The 16712-nt window shown below is 66.2% G+C and carries 16 protein-coding genes and 2 tRNA genes; 12 read left to right on the top strand and 6 right to left on the bottom strand.

Translation table 11 applies throughout. The features are described from left to right. Both Q7T84_RS17260 and Q7T84_RS17255 read right to left on the bottom strand, forming a co-directional pair. Positions 1-444, bottom strand: a 444-nt coding sequence (locus Q7T84_RS17260; RefSeq protein WP_304811289.1) for a peptidylprolyl isomerase, incomplete at its 3' end; no start/stop codon positions are given. A gap of 105 nt (positions 445-549) precedes the next feature. Beyond that, positions 550-625: transfer RNA gene (locus tag Q7T84_RS17255), tRNA-Asn, on the bottom strand. Between the two features lie 287 nt (positions 626-912). Between Q7T84_RS17255 and Q7T84_RS17250 the strand changes: the two genes are divergently transcribed. Beyond that, positions 913-2322, top strand: a complete 1410-nt coding sequence (locus Q7T84_RS17250) for a Mur ligase family protein (protein ID WP_304811287.1) — start codon at positions 913-915, stop codon at positions 2320-2322. A gap of 92 nt (positions 2323-2414) precedes the next feature. Next, positions 2415-3530, top strand: a complete 1116-nt coding sequence (locus Q7T84_RS17245; RefSeq protein WP_304811284.1) for an FAD-dependent oxidoreductase — start codon at positions 2415-2417, stop codon at positions 3528-3530. Here Q7T84_RS17245 and Q7T84_RS17240 read toward each other — a convergent pair. After that, positions 3527-4819: an acyl-CoA dehydrogenase family protein gene (locus Q7T84_RS17240; RefSeq protein ID WP_370653683.1), complete on the bottom strand. Its 1293-nt coding sequence runs from the start codon at positions 4817-4819 to the stop codon at positions 3527-3529. The two genes, Q7T84_RS17245 and Q7T84_RS17240, sit on opposite strands and share 4 nt — an antisense overlap. 184 nt (positions 4820-5003) lie before the next feature. Between Q7T84_RS17240 and Q7T84_RS17235 the strand changes: the two genes are divergently transcribed. Genes Q7T84_RS17235 through kynA form a run of 3 tightly spaced genes read left to right on the top strand, consistent with a single transcriptional unit; the run spans position 5004 to position 7204 of the window. Continuing rightward, a complete protein-coding gene (locus tag Q7T84_RS17235) occupies positions 5004-5993 on the top strand; it encodes a phosphotransferase family protein (protein ID WP_304811282.1) in 990 nt (329 codons plus the stop codon). Then, complete coding sequence (locus Q7T84_RS17230) at positions 5990-6355, top strand: DUF6285 domain-containing protein (protein WP_304811280.1); 366 nt, start codon at positions 5990-5992, stop codon at positions 6353-6355. The genes Q7T84_RS17235 and Q7T84_RS17230 overlap by 4 nt, the downstream gene beginning before the upstream one ends. 42 nt (positions 6356-6397) lie before the next feature. Then, the gene (gene kynA / locus Q7T84_RS17225; protein WP_304811278.1) at positions 6398-7204 is read left to right on the top strand and encodes a tryptophan 2,3-dioxygenase; all 807 of its coding nucleotides are present in this window, start codon (positions 6398-6400) and stop codon (positions 7202-7204) included. Here kynA and Q7T84_RS17220 read toward each other — a convergent pair. Further along, positions 7201-7587 (bottom strand): response regulator transcription factor, encoded by a 387-nt coding sequence (locus tag Q7T84_RS17220; RefSeq protein WP_304811276.1) that lies wholly within the window; start codon positions 7585-7587, stop codon positions 7201-7203. The genes kynA and Q7T84_RS17220 overlap by 4 nt on opposite strands. A gap of 55 nt (positions 7588-7642) precedes the next feature. Continuing rightward, positions 7643-8332 (bottom strand): alternative oxidase, encoded by a 690-nt coding sequence (locus Q7T84_RS17215; RefSeq protein WP_304811274.1) that lies wholly within the window; start codon positions 8330-8332, stop codon positions 7643-7645. Between the two features lie 210 nt (positions 8333-8542). On the opposite strand from Q7T84_RS17215, the gene Q7T84_RS17210 reads away from it, so the two are divergent. From Q7T84_RS17210 to Q7T84_RS17200, 3 genes are all read left to right on the top strand, one after another. Continuing rightward, positions 8543-9970 carry a PAS domain S-box protein gene (locus tag Q7T84_RS17210; RefSeq protein WP_304811272.1) on the top strand — a complete coding sequence of 476 codons (1428 nt, stop codon included), beginning with the start codon at positions 8543-8545 and terminating at the stop codon, positions 9968-9970. Then, the gene (fixJ, locus tag Q7T84_RS17205; protein ID WP_304811270.1) at positions 9963-10568 is read left to right on the top strand and encodes a response regulator FixJ; all 606 of its coding nucleotides are present in this window, start codon (positions 9963-9965) and stop codon (positions 10566-10568) included. The genes Q7T84_RS17210 and fixJ overlap by 8 nt, the downstream gene beginning before the upstream one ends. Before the next feature lie 280 nt (positions 10569-10848). Further along, positions 10849-12666: an ATP-binding protein gene (locus Q7T84_RS17200; RefSeq protein WP_304811268.1), complete on the top strand. Its 1818-nt coding sequence runs from the start codon at positions 10849-10851 to the stop codon at positions 12664-12666. Positions 12667-12819: 153 nt separating this feature from the next. Here the strand turns inward: Q7T84_RS17200 and Q7T84_RS17195 are convergent. Next, a tRNA-Cys gene (locus Q7T84_RS17195) sits at positions 12820-12893 on the bottom strand. Positions 12894-13045: 152 nt separating this feature from the next. On the opposite strand from Q7T84_RS17195, the gene Q7T84_RS17190 reads away from it, so the two are divergent. The 4 genes from Q7T84_RS17190 to Q7T84_RS17175 form a co-directional block, all read left to right on the top strand. Further along, a complete protein-coding gene (locus Q7T84_RS17190; protein WP_304811266.1) occupies positions 13046-13618 on the top strand; it encodes a protein-L-isoaspartate O-methyltransferase in 573 nt (190 codons plus the stop codon). Positions 13619-13832: 214 nt separating this feature from the next. After that, positions 13833-15323 carry a TolC family outer membrane protein gene (locus Q7T84_RS17185; protein ID WP_304811264.1) on the top strand — a complete coding sequence of 497 codons (1491 nt, stop codon included), beginning with the start codon at positions 13833-13835 and terminating at the stop codon, positions 15321-15323. A gap of 130 nt (positions 15324-15453) precedes the next feature. Next, on the top strand, positions 15454-16008 hold the full coding sequence (locus Q7T84_RS17180; protein WP_304811262.1) for a DUF2497 domain-containing protein: 555 nt from the start codon (positions 15454-15456) through the stop codon (positions 16006-16008). A gap of 175 nt (positions 16009-16183) precedes the next feature. Next, positions 16184-16712 (top strand): class I tRNA ligase family protein (locus Q7T84_RS17175; protein ID WP_304811291.1); only part of this gene is annotated, 529 nt, incomplete at its 3' end.

Below are 16712 nucleotides of genomic sequence, written 5' to 3'. Positions count from 1 at the left end.
ATCGGCGTCCATATAGGTCATGTCGCCCAGCACGATGAAGAAGTCCGAGGTGGCGGTGCCGGGGTTGGTCCGCCCCATCGAGATCGCCCCGTCGGTGTGGGACAGGCCGGTCTTGGTGGTCGGCTCGTGGGCGATGGGCTTCAGCACCCTGGCCGGATCGTTCTGCACCCCGCCCTGGATAAGGCCGAACTCCGGCGCATTGGGAACCTTGGAGGCCCGATAGAAGGTCGCCCCGTCGAATCGCTTGCCATCGACATAGCGCAGGAAGTTACCGGCGGTGATCGGCGCCTTGTCCGGGTAGAGCTCCAGGATGATCGGGCCATCGCCGGTCTCCAGCTTCACCCGCACCGGGGAGGCAGGAGCCTGGGCCAGGGCCGGGGAGGCCGCGGTCGCAGCGGCCGCAGCCAGGAATGTGCGTCGCTTTATGGATTGATGATCGGACATGCCGCGAGCTTACTGCCGTGAGCTACCCTTGCAATCAGCCAAGACCAGGCGCCGTGCCCCAGGTGGGGTGAGCGCATCTCTACAGGCTGAAATGAAAATCCAACGTGGCTCCCCGAGCAGGACTCGAACCTGCGACAAGTCGGTTAACAGCCGACTGCTCTACCAGCTGAGCTATCGGGGATCACGTTGGAGGCGGCGATATACCCAGCGTTTGTCGGGTGTGCAAGCGCTGAAATGCAGCGAGCGAAAAGAGCTGAAAAACAGCGAAAAGGGAGCCCGGCCGGAGCCAGGCTTTGTCGCGTCCGGTGATGGTGGGTGTCCTCAGGCAATGTCTCCTGGACGCCCTGTTTGGTTGGTTAAGTGGGGGTTAATGGGCTTGGCGCTGAATAGGACAGGCCGCGACGCCTTGGACCCTCGACGGGCGGCGCGCGGCTCGATACCAGCAAGGAAACAGAGGTCTTGGGCGGGATGCGCATCCATTTCACCGGAATAGCCGGGGCGGGCATGAGCGCCGTCGCCCTGATGCTGCGCGACGCCGGCCACGAAATCTCCGGTTCCGACGAAGACGTGTTTCCGCCGATGTCGACCTATGTCGAGGGGCTGGGCTTTCCATTCCACCGGCGGTTCGACGCGGCGAATCTCCCCGCCGACCTCGACATCCTGATTCTCGGAACCAGCGCCAAGCTCGGAGCCGAATCGAATCCCGAGGTCATTGAGGCCCGCGCCCGTGGCGCGCGAGTCACCACGTTCGCCGAGATGCTGGGAGAAGTGACCAGCGGGCGTTTGACCACCGTGGTCGCCGGATCGTTCGGCAAATCGACCTGCACCGCCCTGATGGCTCACATCCTGCTGCAGGCCGGGACCGATCCAGGCTGGATGGTCGGCGCGATCTCGCCGTCCCTGCCGGCGACCGGTCAGTGGGGCTCGGGCGATGTGGTGCTGGAGGGCGATGAGTACATCGTCTCGGCCACGGACCGACGCTCGAAGTTCGCCCTCTATCACCCCGATCACCTGTTGCTGACCTCGCTGGTCCACGACCACGTCAACGTCTTCCCGACCTTCGCCGAGTACGAGGCGCCGTTCCTCAAGTTGCTGCGCGCTCTGCCCGGGCAGGGGGTGGCGGTCATGCGCGATCATCCGGCGATCCGCGCGGTGGCGCACGAAACCAAGGCCCGGATCGTCTGGTACGACACCGCCCCCTGTGACGGCTGGTTCAGCCGCGACGTGGTCTATGGCGAAACCACCCGCTTTAATCTGATCGGGCCAGGCGGCCGCAAGATCGCCCTGACCACCCAGCTGCTGGGCGCCCATAACGTCGAGAACATCGTCGGCGTCGCCGCCTTCCTGCTGGAGCGCGGGCTGGTGAGCGAAGCGGCGCTGGTCGCTGGCCTCGCCAGTTTCGCGGGGATCCGCCGCCGCCTCGATCGCCTGACCACCACCTCGGCCGTTCCGGTCATCGAGGGCTTTGGCAGCTCCTACGAAAAGGCCCACTCGGCCATCGGCGCGATGCGGCTGCACTATCCGGGCCGGCCGCTGATCGTGGTTTTCGAACCCCACACCTTCAGCTGGCGCAGCCGCGACGCGCTCTCCTGGTACGACACCGTGTTCCAAGGCGCCTCGCGCGTGCTGATCTGCCCGCCGCCGGTCCATGGCGCGGGCAGCCATGATCAATCCAGCCACGACGAGATCGTGGCCCGCACTCGCGCCGCCGGGGTGGCGGTCGAGGCCGTCGCGAGCCCCGAGCAGGCTATCGCCGCCCTATCAGACCTGAAGGGCGACGAGGTGGTCCTGCTGCTGTCGTCAGGCCCATTGCTGGGCCTGCCGGGCAGTTTGCCTCCGGTGTTCGACCGCCTCTACGGCGCGCCCGCCTACGCCTGAGGCGGCGCTAACAATTTGCGCCTGGCCGCGCGATCTGGGGTTGCGGCCGGCGGTCGCGCTGATCCTAATTTGCGCCGAGAGCAGGGGGGCGTATGACGACGCGGCGAAACTTCGGACTGATGCTGGCGGGCGGCGCGCTCGCCGGTTGCACCACGACCAGAACCACGGCGCCGTTCTCCGCTCCGCTGCAACCGCGCGGGCGGCTGCGGCTGGCGCCCGTCCACGTCTCGGAAGATCGAGTGATCCGGGTGGTCGCCGGGCTGCGGCCTTATCGTCCTGGCGGCTTCGTGGTCCGGGCCGAGCGCTTCGGCGACAAGACCCTGGTGCACAACTACGGTCACGGCGGCGGCGGGATCACCATGTCCTGGGGGACTTCGCACCTGGCGCTCGACGAAGGCTTCGCGGGTCCCGAGCGGGATTACGCGGTCCTGGGCTGTGGCGCGGTCGGCTTGGCCACCGCCCGCCTGATCCAGCGTCGGGGCGGGCGAGTCACCATTTACGCCAAGGCCTTGCCGCCCGAGACGACGTCAAACATCGCCGGCGGCCAGTGGTGGCCGGCGTCGGTCTTCAGCGCCAAGGATGCGACGCCGCAGTTCATCACGCAGTTCGAAAAGGCGGCGAAGCTCTCCTACCTGCATTTCCAGCAACTCTCCGCGCCGGAATATGGCGTGCGGTGGACCCGGAACTATTCCCTCGACGAAGACGATCTGGGCGGGAGTTTCCTGTTCAACCGGCTCTCCGCCCTGGCGCCGGAGCGTCGGACCGTGCCAGCCGGCGAGCATCCCTTCGGCAGGTCGATCCTGCAGTACTGGGACAGCATGATGGTGGAGCCGCCGATCTACCTTCAGGCCATGATGGAGGATGTCTTCGCTGCGGGCGGGCGCATCGTGGTGCGTGACTTCAAGAGCCAGTCCGAGCTCCAGGCGTTGAAGGAACCGGTGATCTTCAACTGCACCGGCCTCGGCGCGGGAGAACTCTTCGGCGACAAGGAGATGATCCCGGCGCGGGGCCAACTCGTCGTTCTGCTCCCGCAGCCCGAGGTGACCTACAATCTGGTCTCGAACTGGAGCTACATGTTCCCGCGCCGCGACGGGATCATTCTGGGCGGCACCTTCGAGCGCGGAAACTGGTCGACTGACGAGGACCCGGCCACGACGGCCAAGATCCTCGCCAATCACAAGGCGATGTTCGCGAAGCTGAAGACCTAGGCGTCCTTGAAGAGGGCGCGGCGCGGTCCGAGGTAGCCGAACAGGAAGGCCGCGACCTTCCGCATCTGGATTTCCTCGGCGCCCTCGGTGATCCGATAGCGGCGGTGGTGGCGATAGATGTGTTCGAACGGCTTGTGGCGTGAATAGCCGATGCCGCCGTGCACCTGCATCGCCCGGTCGGCGGCTTCGCAGACCAGGCGGTTAGCCCAGTAGTTGCACATCGACACCTTGTCGGAGAGCTGCTTCTCGACCTCCTTGTGGGGCATGTTGTCCATGTCCCAGGCGGTCTTGCGGATCAGCAGCCGGAGCATCTCGCACTGGGTCGCCAACTCGACCAGCGGCCACTGGATCGCCTGGTTTTCGGCCAGGGCCTTGCCGAACGGCTTGCGATGGCGGGCGTATTTCACGCTCTCCTCGATGCAGAACACCGCCGCGCCCAGCGACGAGGCCGCCTGCCGGATGCGGTTCTGATGGACGAAAGACTGGCCAAGCCCCAGGCCCCGGTCGATCTGGCCCCAGTAACTGTCCTCCGGCACCCAGACGTCGGTGAAGCTGACCCGCGGGTGGTCGGTCGGCATGTTGAAGGTCCAGAGATACTCCTCGACCTTCACCCCGGGCGCGTCGGCCGGCACGATGAAGCAGGTGATGCCGGTCGCATCGCCGTCCTTGCCGGAGGTCCGGGCGAAGACCATCACGTGCGTGGCCACGTGCATGCCCGTGGTCCACATCTTCTCGCCGCGGATCAGCCACCCGGGCTGACCGTCCTTCTCCTGGGGAACCGCCGTGGTCTCCATGAAGGTGGCGTCAGAGCCGTGGTTGGGCTCGGTCAGGCCAAAGCCGGTGCGCATCTGCCCGGCCAGCAGCTTGTCGCCATCGCGAGCGTACTGGGCGTTGGTCGCGAACTCCTTGAACATCAGGATGAAGGGGTTGTTGCCGACGATCGAATGTTCGTTCTGCAGGTCGTTGTGCAGGCCCAGCCCCTTGGCCGCGAGATGCTCGCGGATCACCGCCATGGCCAGGTTGGAGCCGTCCTTGCCGCCCATCTCCGTGGGCCAGGCGAAGCGCAGGTGACCGGCCTCGTCGGCCAGCTTGCGGGCCTTGGCCAGCAGCTCTTCCCATTCCTTCTTCGGCAGGCCGCCGGCGTCCCAATCGGTGCGCTCATATTCGCGTCGATGGTCGAAGTAGCGGATGTTGTCGTCCTGCTGCTCCAACGGCTTGATCTTCGCCTCGATGAAGGCGTCGAGTTCGGCCAGATAGGCCTCGATTTCGGGCGGCATGCTGAAGTCCACGGCGGTCTCCTCCTGGGGGCTGGCGCCGGCTCGAAATCCCGGCGCTCGAGTTGTTTGAAACCACTCTAACCCAGGTTTCAGCTTCCGCCGGGTCAGGGTGGGCGCAGGTCATTTCGCCGTTTACACACGATCAGATGACCTTCCCAATCGGCGGGTCGGATCAGTGGGAAGGCGCCGCGACGTCATGCAGGGCGAGGTTTTCGAGGCACTGAAGGGGCTGGCCCCGACGCTGGGCGGGCAGGGGGCGCAGGTCGCCGATCTCCAACGCTTGTCGGGCGGGGCGAGCATGGAGACCTGGGCGTTCGCGGTGGTCGGCGATCGCGGCCGCGAGGAGCTGATCCTGCGCCGCCGCTCGGGTCCCTTCGATCCCGAGGCCGCGCGTTCGGTCTCCTTGGAGGTCGAGGCGGCTCTGATCACCGCGGCTTCGGCCGTCGGCGCCCCGGTCGCGCCGCTGGTGCATCTGGCGCGTCCGCAAGATGGCCTGGGCGAGGCGCACATCACCCGGCGGATCTCCGGCGAGACCCTCGGCCGCAAGATCGTTTCCGATCCGCGCTTTGACGCGGTGAGGCCAAGCCTTGCTCGCCAGTGCGGCGCGATCCTGGCCCAGATCCATTCGGCCAAGCCGCCGGCTGGTCTCAAGACCGTCGACGCGCTGGAGGAATTGGCCCGCTACGAAGAAGTCTACCGCAACTCAGGCGCCGAGCGCCCGATCCTGGAGTTGGCCTTCCAGCACCTGAAGAAGCACGCGCCGCCGCCGCGTCCGGCGGTGTTGCTGCACGGGGACTTCCGGAACGGCAATCTGATGGTGGACGCGGAGAAGGGCGTCGCCGCCGTCCTCGATTGGGAGCTCTCGCATATGGGTGATCCCGCCGAGGATCTTGGCTGGATTTGCGTCAATTCATGGCGATTTGGCCGCAGCGACCGCCCGGTCGGCGGCTTTGGCGAGTATCGCGACCTGCTGGACGGCTATGTCGCGGCGGGCGGCGAGGAGATCCCGCTGTCCCGCGTGCTCTACTGGCAAGCCCTGGGCTCGCTGAAGTGGGGCGTGATGTGCCTGATGATGTACGCCAGCTACGCCAACGGAACGGAAGTCTCGGTTGAACGGCCGATGATCGGTCGCCGGGTGTCGGAGACCGAGATCGACCTCGTCACGCTGCTGGAGAACGGACTGTGATCGACCACCCCCGCGCCGAGGAGCTGTTGGACGCCGTCGCCGGCTGGATCGACAGCGTGCGATCCGACCTCAATCCACGCGACGCCTTCCTGGCCCGTGTGGCGGCCAATGCGCTGAGCGTCGTGCGTCGCGAACTGCTGCAAGGGGCGGCGGCCGAAGCGGCGGCCACCCAGCGTTTGTCCGAACTGTTGGGGCGTTCGGGCTCGCTGGCGGAGCTTAACAGCGACCTCTGCGCGCGCCTGCGTGAAGGCGCGATGGATCGCGATACGCCGGGGCTGCTCGCGGCGCTGAAGGCCAACATCGTTGAGCAGATCGCCATCGACCAACCCAATTACGCCCCAGAGCCGGGCCGCGCGGCGTAGGAAGCCGGTTCTGCGGCGCTGAAATTGCGATATGACCGCGCCATGAGTGAAAAACTGCATACCCCGCCGGCCATGAGCTACGGCGACTATCTGGGCCTCGACACCCTGCTGTCGGCCCAGCGGCCACGTTCGGATGAGCACGACGAGCTACTGTTCATCATCATCCATCAGGCGTCCGAGCTGTGGTTGAAGCTGTCGATCCATGAACTGTCAGCGGCTCGCCAGCACATCCGCGACGATGACCTTGGTCCGGCCTTCAAGATGATCGCCCGCGTCAGCCGCATCCAGGGCCAGCTGATCCAGTCCTGGGACGTGCTGGGGACCATGACGCCCAGCGACTATCACGCCCTGCGGCCGCATCTTGGCCAGAGCTCCGGCTTCCAATCGTTCCAGTACCGGATGCTGGAGTTCTTGATGGGGGCCAAGGACGCCTCCATGCTGCGGGTCCACGAGACCACCGAGGTCTATGGCGTGCTCGAGGCCGCCCTGGCCGAACCCAGCCTCTACGACGAATGCGTGCGGTTGTTGTCGCGGCGCGGATTCGACATCCCCGCAGATGTTCTGGAACGGGATCTGCGCCAGCCCCATGAGGCTAACGCCGCCGTCGAGGCCGCTTGGGTCAGCGTCTATCGCGATCCGGAACGCTACTGGGACCTCTATGAACTGGCCGAGAAGCTGGTCGATCTGGAGTTCCGCTTCCAGCAGTGGCGCTTCGCGCACCTCAAGACCGTCGAGCGGATCATCGGGTTCAAGCAGGGCACGGGCGGCAGCGCCGGCGCGGCCTATCTCGCCAAGGCGTTGGAAGGCTCCTTCTTCCCCGAACTCTTCAGGGTCCGCACCTCGCTCTAGACGGCGGGCGAGGGGGCCAGCAGCCTGGCCACCGCATCGCCCAGAGAGTTCGACAGCAGCGGCTTCTCGACGATGTCGACACCCGCCTTCTGGGCGCGCAGCCTCATCCGCGGGGTCGGCTGCGTGGTGATCAGCAGGGCCGGCAGCGAGATCGCGCGCCGGCGCAGGGTCTCGACCAACGCCAGGCCATCCATGCCGGGAAGCTGATAGTCGACGACCAGGCAGCCCTTGTCGGGGATGTCCTCGCGGGCGGCCAGGCTTTCAGCGTCCGCATAGGTCTCGACCGCATATCCCTCGATCTCGAGGGCGAACTTCAACGACGTGCGGATGGCCGGGTCATCGTCGACCAGCAGCAGCGGGGCGGGGGCAGGGGTGTCGGTCATGGCTGACATGCGGCGGGACCTGGGCCGAGGCCCAGGTCCCGCGCTTTCCTTTCACCTAGGCGGCGGCTTTCCAGGTCGGCTCCAGCACCGCGTGCGGCGGGCAGGGGGCGACCGGCGTTTGCGGCAGGCCGATCAGTTCGTTGGCGTAGCCGTGGTTGACGTCGCGGTGGTGAGCCTCGTCGGCACGGACCACCAGGACCACGTCGCGCAGGGTCGCGGTGTCCGGCAGACCCCAGTAGGTCTTGGCGATCTGCGGGGCCGGCACGTTCGCCGAGCGGCCCTCGTCGATCTCCGCCAGATAGTGCGTGTAGCTGATCACCGCCTCTTCCTCGAAGTAGCCGACCACCCGGTGGGCGGTCTTGGGGGAGACGAGGTAGAGACCAAAGAAGAACAGGTAGAACACCCACTGCACGGCCACGACGACGAAGCGTTCGAAGGCTGTGGGCTTGGAGACCTCGATGAAGGTCATCAGGTGCATCCGCTCGTTCTCGGCCTCGTCCATCAAGGTCTTGATCCAGCCCTTGTCGTCGCACATCCGGCGCAGGCACTTCAGGTGGTTGAGGGTGGCGCCGACCATGCCAGGCACGGCCGCGACGGTCTCCAGGACCACGGCGCGGTGGCCGTAACGCTTGGCGAAGAAGGTGTCGGCGCAGAAGCGCAGCAGCTTCACGAAGCCGTAGGCGATTTGGTCGGAGACCCCGACAGGCTGATGATGGAGGGTGGCGTCTACGGCGGGGGCGGTCATGTCCGGCTCCTGGTGGCGCTTCGGCGGCCGAGCTGGCGCCGAGTTCATGGCTACCGATAAGTGTCGCCAGGCTTGGACAACATCCGTGTCTTCCGCTTAAGGGGAATCCCCTAACTCCCCTTGATGATCGGTCGGGCTATCACTTCGCTAACGAACCAAAGGAGCCGCAGGCTGCAGAACAAGGCGTCCAACCTCTGGACCGGCGTCGCTGTGGCGATCCTGGCGACGGCGGCGGGCGTCTTCGCGCATCTGATCCTCCAGCCGATAGTCGGCGAGCGAGTCGCCTTCCTGGTCTTTGTTCCGGCGGTGGTCATGGCTTCGGCCTATGGTGGGTTGGCGCCCGGCGCCTTGGCGGCCCTGTTCGGGCTTGGCTGCGGCCTGACCCTGGCGACACGGGTCGACGCGCTCGGCCGGGCCGATATCGCCAGCGCGGTGGTGTTCGCCGGGGTGGCCATGGCTATCGTCACCGGCGGCGAGTGGTTCCAGCGTTCGCGTCGTGAGGCCGCTGCTATCAACCGCGACCTTATCGCCCGCGAAGCCCATCTGAGTTCGATCCTGGACACCGTGCCGGACGCCATGATCGTCATCGACGAACTGGGGATTATCCAGTCCTTCAGCAGCGCCGCCGAGCGTTTGTTCGGCTGGACCTCGACGGAAGCGGTCGGCCGCAATGTCCGGCTGCTGATGCCCGCGCCCCATAAGGAGGCGCACGATAGCTACCTGCAACGCTATTACCGCACCCACGAGCGGCGGATCATCGGCATGGGTCGCGTCGTCGTGGGCGAGCGCAAGGACGGCTCAACCTTCCCCATGGAGCTGGCGGTCGGCGAGATGCGCACCGAGGGCGGCCGGTTCTTCACCGGCTTCGTCCGCGACCTGACCGAGCGCCAGCGGACCGAGGCGCGGCTGCAGGAATTGCAATCGGAGCTCGTGCATATCTCCCGCCTGACGGCGCTCGGCGAAATGGCCTCGACCCTGGCGCATGAGTTGAACCAGCCCCTCTCGGCCATCGCCAACTATCTGCGGGGATCGGTGCGCCTGCTAGGCGCCGAGGAAATTCCCCGCGAGCGCCTGACCGAGGCCCTGGAGAAGGCCAGCGAGCAGACCCTGCGGGCCGGCGATATCATCCGTCGTCTTCGCGACTTCGTGTCCCGTGGCGAGACCGAGCGCCGGCTCGAAAGCCTGCCCAAGCTGATCGAGGAGGCCGGAGCCCTGGCCTTGGTGGGGGCCAAGGAGCACGGGGTACGGGTGCAGTTCGACCTCGATCCGACGGTGAATCTGGTCCTGGCCGACCGCGTTCAGATCCAGCAGGTGGTGCTGAACCTGATCCGCAACGCGATCGACGCCATGGAGAGCACGCCGCGTCGTGAACTACGCGTCGCTGTTCGGCCGATTGAGGATGATCTCGTCCAGATCACTGTCGCCGACAGCGGGGCGGGCATCAGCCCCGACGTCGCCGACCAGCTATTCCAGCCCTTCATAACCACCAAGCGTCATGGCATGGGGGTGGGCCTGTCGATCTCGCGCACGATCATCGAGGCTCATGGCGGACGTATCTGGGCCGAGCCGACGCCGGGCGGCGGCGCCAGTTTCCATTTCACCTTGCGCAGCGTTGGAGACGAGGAACTCGATGACTGAACTGGTGCACGTGATCGACGACGATCCCGCCGTTCGTGATTCCCTGGCTTTCCTGCTGGAAACGGCGGATCTGCAGACTCGCCTCTACGATTCGGCCATCTCCTTCCTGGAAGCCCTGCCGCAGGGGGCGAGCGGCTGTGTCGTCACCGACGTGCGCATGCCGGAAATGACCGGCATCGAACTGGTCCGGCGGCTGAAGGCCCAGGGTTTTGCTCTGCCGATCATCATGATCACCGGCCATGCCGACGTCCCGCTGGCGGTCGAGGCGATGAAGGCCGGGGTGGCTGATTTCATCGAGAAGCCGTTCAACGACGATGTCCTGCTCCTGGCCATCACCACGGCGCTGCGGAGCGGCCAGGAGGGGCGGCGCGGCGCGGTCGAGGCGGCCGAGATCGGCGCCCGGATGTCCTTGCTCTCGGGACGTGAGCGCGAGGTCCTCGTGGGACTGGTGGCGGGCCACGCCAACAAGGTGATCGCCTTCGACCTCGGCATCAGCCCGCGCACGGTCGAGATCTACCGCGCCAATGTGATGACCAAGATGAAGGCGGCCAGCCTCTCGGAACTGGTGCGCATGGCGATGATGGCCGAGCGCGCCTGATCGCTCACTTGCGGGCGGGGGCCTTGTCCTGCGCGCACCAGATGCCGACGCCGGCCATGGTGAGGGCGAAGGTGGAAAAGGCCACGACGACCATCGCCAGATAGAAGGTCGTAAACGTCATGTCTGAACTCCTTTTGACTGAGCTCAAGGTGGCGTTTGGCGCTGGTCGGGAAAATTCGGGAGACCTCCTTAAGTAGTCTTACGGAATCGCCTCGCGGCTAACGACTCTGAAAGCTCGACAGTCGATCTATGGGGGGCCTACCCCATAGGAGTGTCGCCGATGAAGTCTGTGTGGCGCGGCCAGGCGGCCAGCGCCCTGCCTGGGCCGGCTGCGGCCGATGGCGACTTTGTCGCCTCGCAATTGAGCTGGACGCGGATCATCGCCTTCCGCCGCGGCGACCGTTTGACCATCATTCCGATGAGCGTGCTGGCGGCGTCCGGCGCTTGGGTCTGGCTTGGTCCGGTCTTCGCGGCGATTTGGCTGGTCGGCAATATCCTGATGATCGCCGGCAGCCGGGCCTTGTGCCAGCTGGCCGGGCGTCAGCCGGTTCCCAATCGGCGTTATGAGATGATCGTGGCGATGGTCACGGCTGTGCAGACTGGCGCCTACTGCGCCTTGCCCTTCGCCCTGATTGTCAGCGGCTCCCACACCGCCCTGGCCGGCGGCCTGGCGATGATGGGCGCGATTGCCTTGAGCGCGGCCGACGAGTTCGTCATCTCTCGCCGGATCGGGGCGGCGTCGCTGATTGTCAGCTTTGTCACCGTGATGGCGAGCCTGGCCTGGCTTGGCGGCATGGTTGTGTGGGTCGAGATACTGCTCGTCGTCCTCGCGGTCTGCGGCTTCTATGGCTACGTCCTGCAAGCCGCCTTCAAGCGCCGCAACGTCGAACGACAGATGGCCCGGGCGCTGCAGGCGGCGATCGAGAAGGAGACCGAGGCCGCGGTCGCCAACGCCGCAAAGAGCACTTTCCTGGCCACGATCAGCCACGAGATCAGAACCCCGCTGAACGGAGTTCTGGGCATGGCCCAGGCGATGTCGGCCGACCACCTCTCCGAGGCCCAGCGTGGGCGCTTGGGCGTGATCCAGCGGTCCGGCGAGGCCCTGACCGAAATCCTCAACGACGTGCTGGACCTCGCCAAGATCGAGGCTGGGCAACTGGAGATCCAGTCCGTCGAGTTTGAACTGAAGGATGTGTTGCAAGCCGCGATCGCCGCCTTCGCCCCCGTCGCGGCGAGCAAGGGGCTCGATCTGCGGTTGGAGATGGGAGACGGCGCGCCTGGCGCCTATCGCGGCGATCCGCTGCGGCTGCGCCAGGTACTCTACAACCTCACCTCCAACGCCGTGAAATTCACGGCGCGAGGCGAGGTCCGGGTCTCGGTTATGCGGACCGACGGGGTGATTAAGGTCGCGGTGAGCGATACGGGGCCGGGCATTCCCGAACTCCAGCAGGCACGCCTATTTGGCAAGTTCGAGCAGTTGGACGCCTCGACCACCCGTCGCCACGGAGGCACGGGCCTTGGGCTCGCGATATGCCGCGAGCTGTGCGAGCTGATGGGCGGGAGCATCGCCATGAAGAGCGCGCCGGGGCAGGGCTCGACCTTCCTCGTCAGCCTCCCCTTGGAGCGGCTCGGCGACAGACTGGAGTCCGCCGAGCCTAGCGAGTCAGCGCCGACGGCGCCGATAGCGCTGCGAATCCTGGCGGCGGAAGACAACGACGTGAACCGGACCGTGCTGATCGCGCTGCTGGCTCAGATCGGTGTGGCCCCCACCATCGTCGAGGATGGAGCCCAGGCCGTCGAGGCCTGGGAAAGCGCGCCCTGGGACTTGATCCTGATGGATGTCCAGATGCCGGTGATGGATGGCGTGTCAGCCGTGCGTGAGATCCGGGCTCGTGAGCGCGCCAGCGGCCGTCGCCGGACCCCGGTGATCGCCCTGACCGCCAACGCCATGGTGCACCAGGTCGCCGAACTGAAGGCGGCGGGCATGGACGATCACGTCAGCAAGCCGATCAAGGTCGCCCGTCTGTTCGAGGCCATCGCCCTGGCGGCGAGCGGACTCGATCACGCCGATGACGAGGTTGCCCGCTCGGCTGGGTGACGCCCTCCCAACTCGCCACGGGTGGGCAGGGCGGCCTGATGCAGCAGGCTGACCAGTTCGCTTTGCTGCCGAGCGCCGGTCTTGCCGACTGGCCATCAGGGCGCAGTTCGGCTCATCGTCGATCGCGGCAAAAAGCACATGGGTTGGGAAATTTGGAGGCCTGACCGAGAATCGAACTCGGGTGCGCGGATTTGCAGTCCGCTACGTAACCACTCCGCCATCAGGCCGCCGCCGGCTTTGGGCCGGGGAGGGCGGATCGCTAACAGAACGTCCGGCCCACCGCAATCTCTCTTGAAGGCTCCGATTGCCTTCATGTCGGCGGCGGACCTATAAGCGCGCGAAAGTTTCGTATCCCTACGCCTTCTTACGTCGAGGAATTATGGCCTCCGATTTCGTCGCCGCCCGGCTCAACATGGTCGAGAGCCAAGTCCGCACCAACGACGTGACGGACGTGCGTCTGCACGATGCGATGCGGGCGATTCCCCGCGAAAGCCTGGTTCCGGCCGACAGGGCCTTCCAGGCCTACGCCGACACCGCGGTCGAGTATGCGCCTGGCCGCTATCTGCTGCGTCCGCGCGAGGTCTCCAAACTGCTCCAGGCGCTCAAGCCGATGGCGGGCGAACGCGCCCTGGCCATCGCCGCGCCATACGCCGCCGCGGTCCTCGAAGCCGTCGGGCTGTCTGTCGAGCGATTCGACGCTGACGACCTGAGCCTGGTTCCGGGCGCGAACTACGACCTGATCATCGTCGAAGGTGCGGTCACCCGGGCCCCTGATTCGTGGCTGGCCGCCCTGGCTTTGGGCGGACGGCTGGGCGTGATCGAGCGGGAAGGCCCGACCGGAAAGGCCGCGCTCTATACGCGGGCCGAAGACGGCATTGGCCGCCGCACCCTGTTTGACGCCATGGCTCCGGTCCTGAAGGGCTTCGAGCCGGTGGCTGGTTTCGCCTTCTAGGCGAACCGATGTCGCCCCTCATGCCAGCGGCGGAGCGGCTTGAATGCAAAGGCGGTTCTTGGCTTGGCCTGAATCGCTGGCCATCTTCAGATGGCGCTGGTGAAACACGTTCGAAACCTGGGCGTGAAAAAAGCTTAAGGTCACGGCCACTAGTGCGGCGCCCAATAGGCGGTCATATAGGGGTCGGTCTCTCTATGCCGTCTCGGGGATAAGCATGTTCAATACTCGTCGCGGAGGTCTGTTCGCCGCGGTCTGCAGCGCAGGTCTTGCGCTGGGCCTGGCTCAGCCCGCCTTCGCCGAAACGCTGGCCGAGGCCATCGCGCTCGCTTACGATTCCAATCCGACCTTGCAGGCGCAACGCGCGACTCAACGGGCCTTGGACGAAAACTGGGTTCAGGCCCGCTCCGGCTACCGACCGCAAGCCTCGGCCCAGGGCCGGTTTGCATACCGAGAGGTGCGCACGCCGGGCGGTGTCGAGAATCTACTTGGTCAGACCTATCCGGACCGCCGAAATATCGCCGAAACCAACAACGTCGCCGCGACCCTTTCGCTGTCGCAGCCGCTCTATACCGGTGGCCGGGTAGCCGCGACGGTGTCGGCCGCTGAAGCCGACATCCTCACCGGCCGTGAAAACCTGCGCCGCACGGAATCCAGCGTCATGCAGGCCGTGATCCAGGCCTATGTCGACGTCCGCCGCGACCAGGAAGCCTTGCGGATTCGGCAGGAAAACGTCGGCGTCCTGAGCCGCCAGCTCGATGAATCCAAGGCCCGATTCGATGTGGGCGAGATCACCCGCACCGACGTGGCCCAGTCCGAGGCCCGCCTGGCCGCGGCCCAATCGCTGCTGACTCAGAGCCAGGCGCAACTCGCCATCAGCCGCGCCGGCTACGCCGCCCTGGTTGGGCAGAACCCCGGCGACTTGGCTCCCGAGCCCTCATTGGCCGCTCTGCTGCCGGTCGATGTAGCGCAGGCCTTCGCCGCCGCGGAGGACAACAATCCGCAGATTCGCGCCGCGGAATATGCCCAACAGGCCAGCAAGGCCCGGGTCTCGGCCGCCCAGGCCGAGCGTATGCCGTCCTTGGGGCTGAACGGCTCGATCGGGGTTGGCGGTTCCGCCGATCCGTGGGAGCGCGACCTGTTTTCACGAGATGTCCAGGCCGGCGCCACGCTCACCGTGCCGCTGTTCACCGGCGGCCTGACCTCCTCGCGCATCCGCGCGGCCATGGAGCGTAACAACGCCGACCGCATCGGTGTCGAGACGGCCCGCCGCTCGGTGATGCAAAGCCTGACCGGTTCGTGGAACCAGCTGATCGCCAGCCGCTCGAACATCACCTCGACGGACGAGCAGGTGAAGGCCTCGCGCATCGCCGCTGAAGGCACCCGCCAGGAGCAGCAGGTCGGCCTGCGCACCACGCTCGACGTGCTCAACGCCGAACAGGAACTGCGCCAGGCCGAATTGGCCCAGGTCTCCGCCCGCCGCGACGAGTACGTGGCCGCCTCGCTGGTGCTGGCTCAGATGGGCCAGCTTGAGGGGCCGAACCTGGTGCCGACGGTCACCCGCTACGATCCCAAGACGAACTTCAGCAAGCTCCGCGTCACCTGGGGCTGGGTGCCGTGGGAAGAGCCGATCGCGCTGGTCGATGGCGTGACCACGTCCAAGACTGTCGAGAAGCCGACAACCCAACCGGCGACGGCGCCGAACTAGGCGACCAATCGACGCAAGCTTTCACCCGCTGGTCGAATATGACCTTGCGCCCCGTGGTGGAAATTGCAGGATCACCTCGTCGCGCCGAGCCTGGCGCGACGGATTCTTTCCCGTAGCGATGGCCCTCCAAATGTCCGATCAGACCTCGCAAGAACCGACGATGGAGGAGATCCTCGCCTCCATTCGGCGCATCATCTCCGAAGATGAAGTGCCGGCTGACGGCGATGGTGCGCCGACCGACGCCGAGCCGGAGCCCGCGGCCGTTGAGGCCGCCGCGCCGGTGTTCGAACCGGAACCCGAGGAAGAGGACGACGGCGTCCTGGAATTGACCGAACGGGTCGAAACCCTCGGCGATCTCGACGTCTATACGCCTGCCGTCAGCGAAGAGCCGGAAGCCCCGGCCTATGTCGCCCCGGCGCCCGAACCCGAATACGTCCCCGAGCCGGCGCCCGTGCCGCCGGGCGAGGGACTGGTCGGGGCCGTCGCGGCCTCCGCCGCCGCCTCGGCCTTTGGTCAATTGTCGGCTGCGATCCAGATGCCCGCCGATGGCCGCACCCTTGAGGACGTGGTCCGCGAATTGCTCCGCCCGCTGCTCAAGCAGTGGCTGGACACCAATCTTCCCCAGATCGTCCAGGCGACGGTCGACCGCGAAGTCGAACGTATCGCGCGCGGTCAGGTACGCTAGGACGCCGCCCTGGGTCTTGCGCCCAGAACCGGACGTCAACACCTACGCGAGCAGATTGGCCGCGCCGAAATGATCGGCGCGGCTTGTCTGTTATGGGAGGCGCGGACCGCAAACCGGTCCAAGGGCCTCATCATGCTTCCACGTGAGGAAGCGAAAATGTATGCAGCGCATCGAAATGCTTGAAAAAAACTTCGATCCCAAGACCGCCGAGTCCCGCCTGTACGCGATGTGGGAGGCCTCGGGCGCGTTCGCGCCGACGTCCGACCCCGCCGCCGAGCCGTTCTCCATCGTCATCCCGCCGCCGAACGTCACCGGTTCGCTGCACATCGGGCATGCGCTGAACAATACGCTGCAGGACGTGCTGATCCGGTTTGAGCGCATGCGCGGCAAGGCCGCCCTGTGGCTGCCGGGCACCGACCACGCGGGCATCGCCACCCAGATGGTGGTGGAGCGCCAGCTGGCCGCCGCCGGCAATGTCAGCCGCCGCGACATGGGCCGCGAGGACTTCATCGCCAAGGTCTGGGAATGGAAGGCGCAAAGCGGCGGAACCATCACCAACCAGCTTCGCCGCCTGGGCGCGTCGTGCGACTGGAGCCGCGAGCGCTTCACCCTGGACGACGGCCTGTCGGCCGCGGTCCGCAAGGTGTTCGTCCAGCTCCACAAGGAAAAGCTGCTCTACCGCGACAAGCGCCTGGTGAACTGGG

Source organism: Phenylobacterium sp. (assembly GCF_030654915.1).
Classification (GTDB): Bacteria; Pseudomonadota; Alphaproteobacteria; order Caulobacterales; family Caulobacteraceae; genus Phenylobacterium.
The sequence above is the reverse complement of the archived record's forward strand: the minus strand, read 5'-3'. Positions and strand labels throughout refer to the sequence as shown.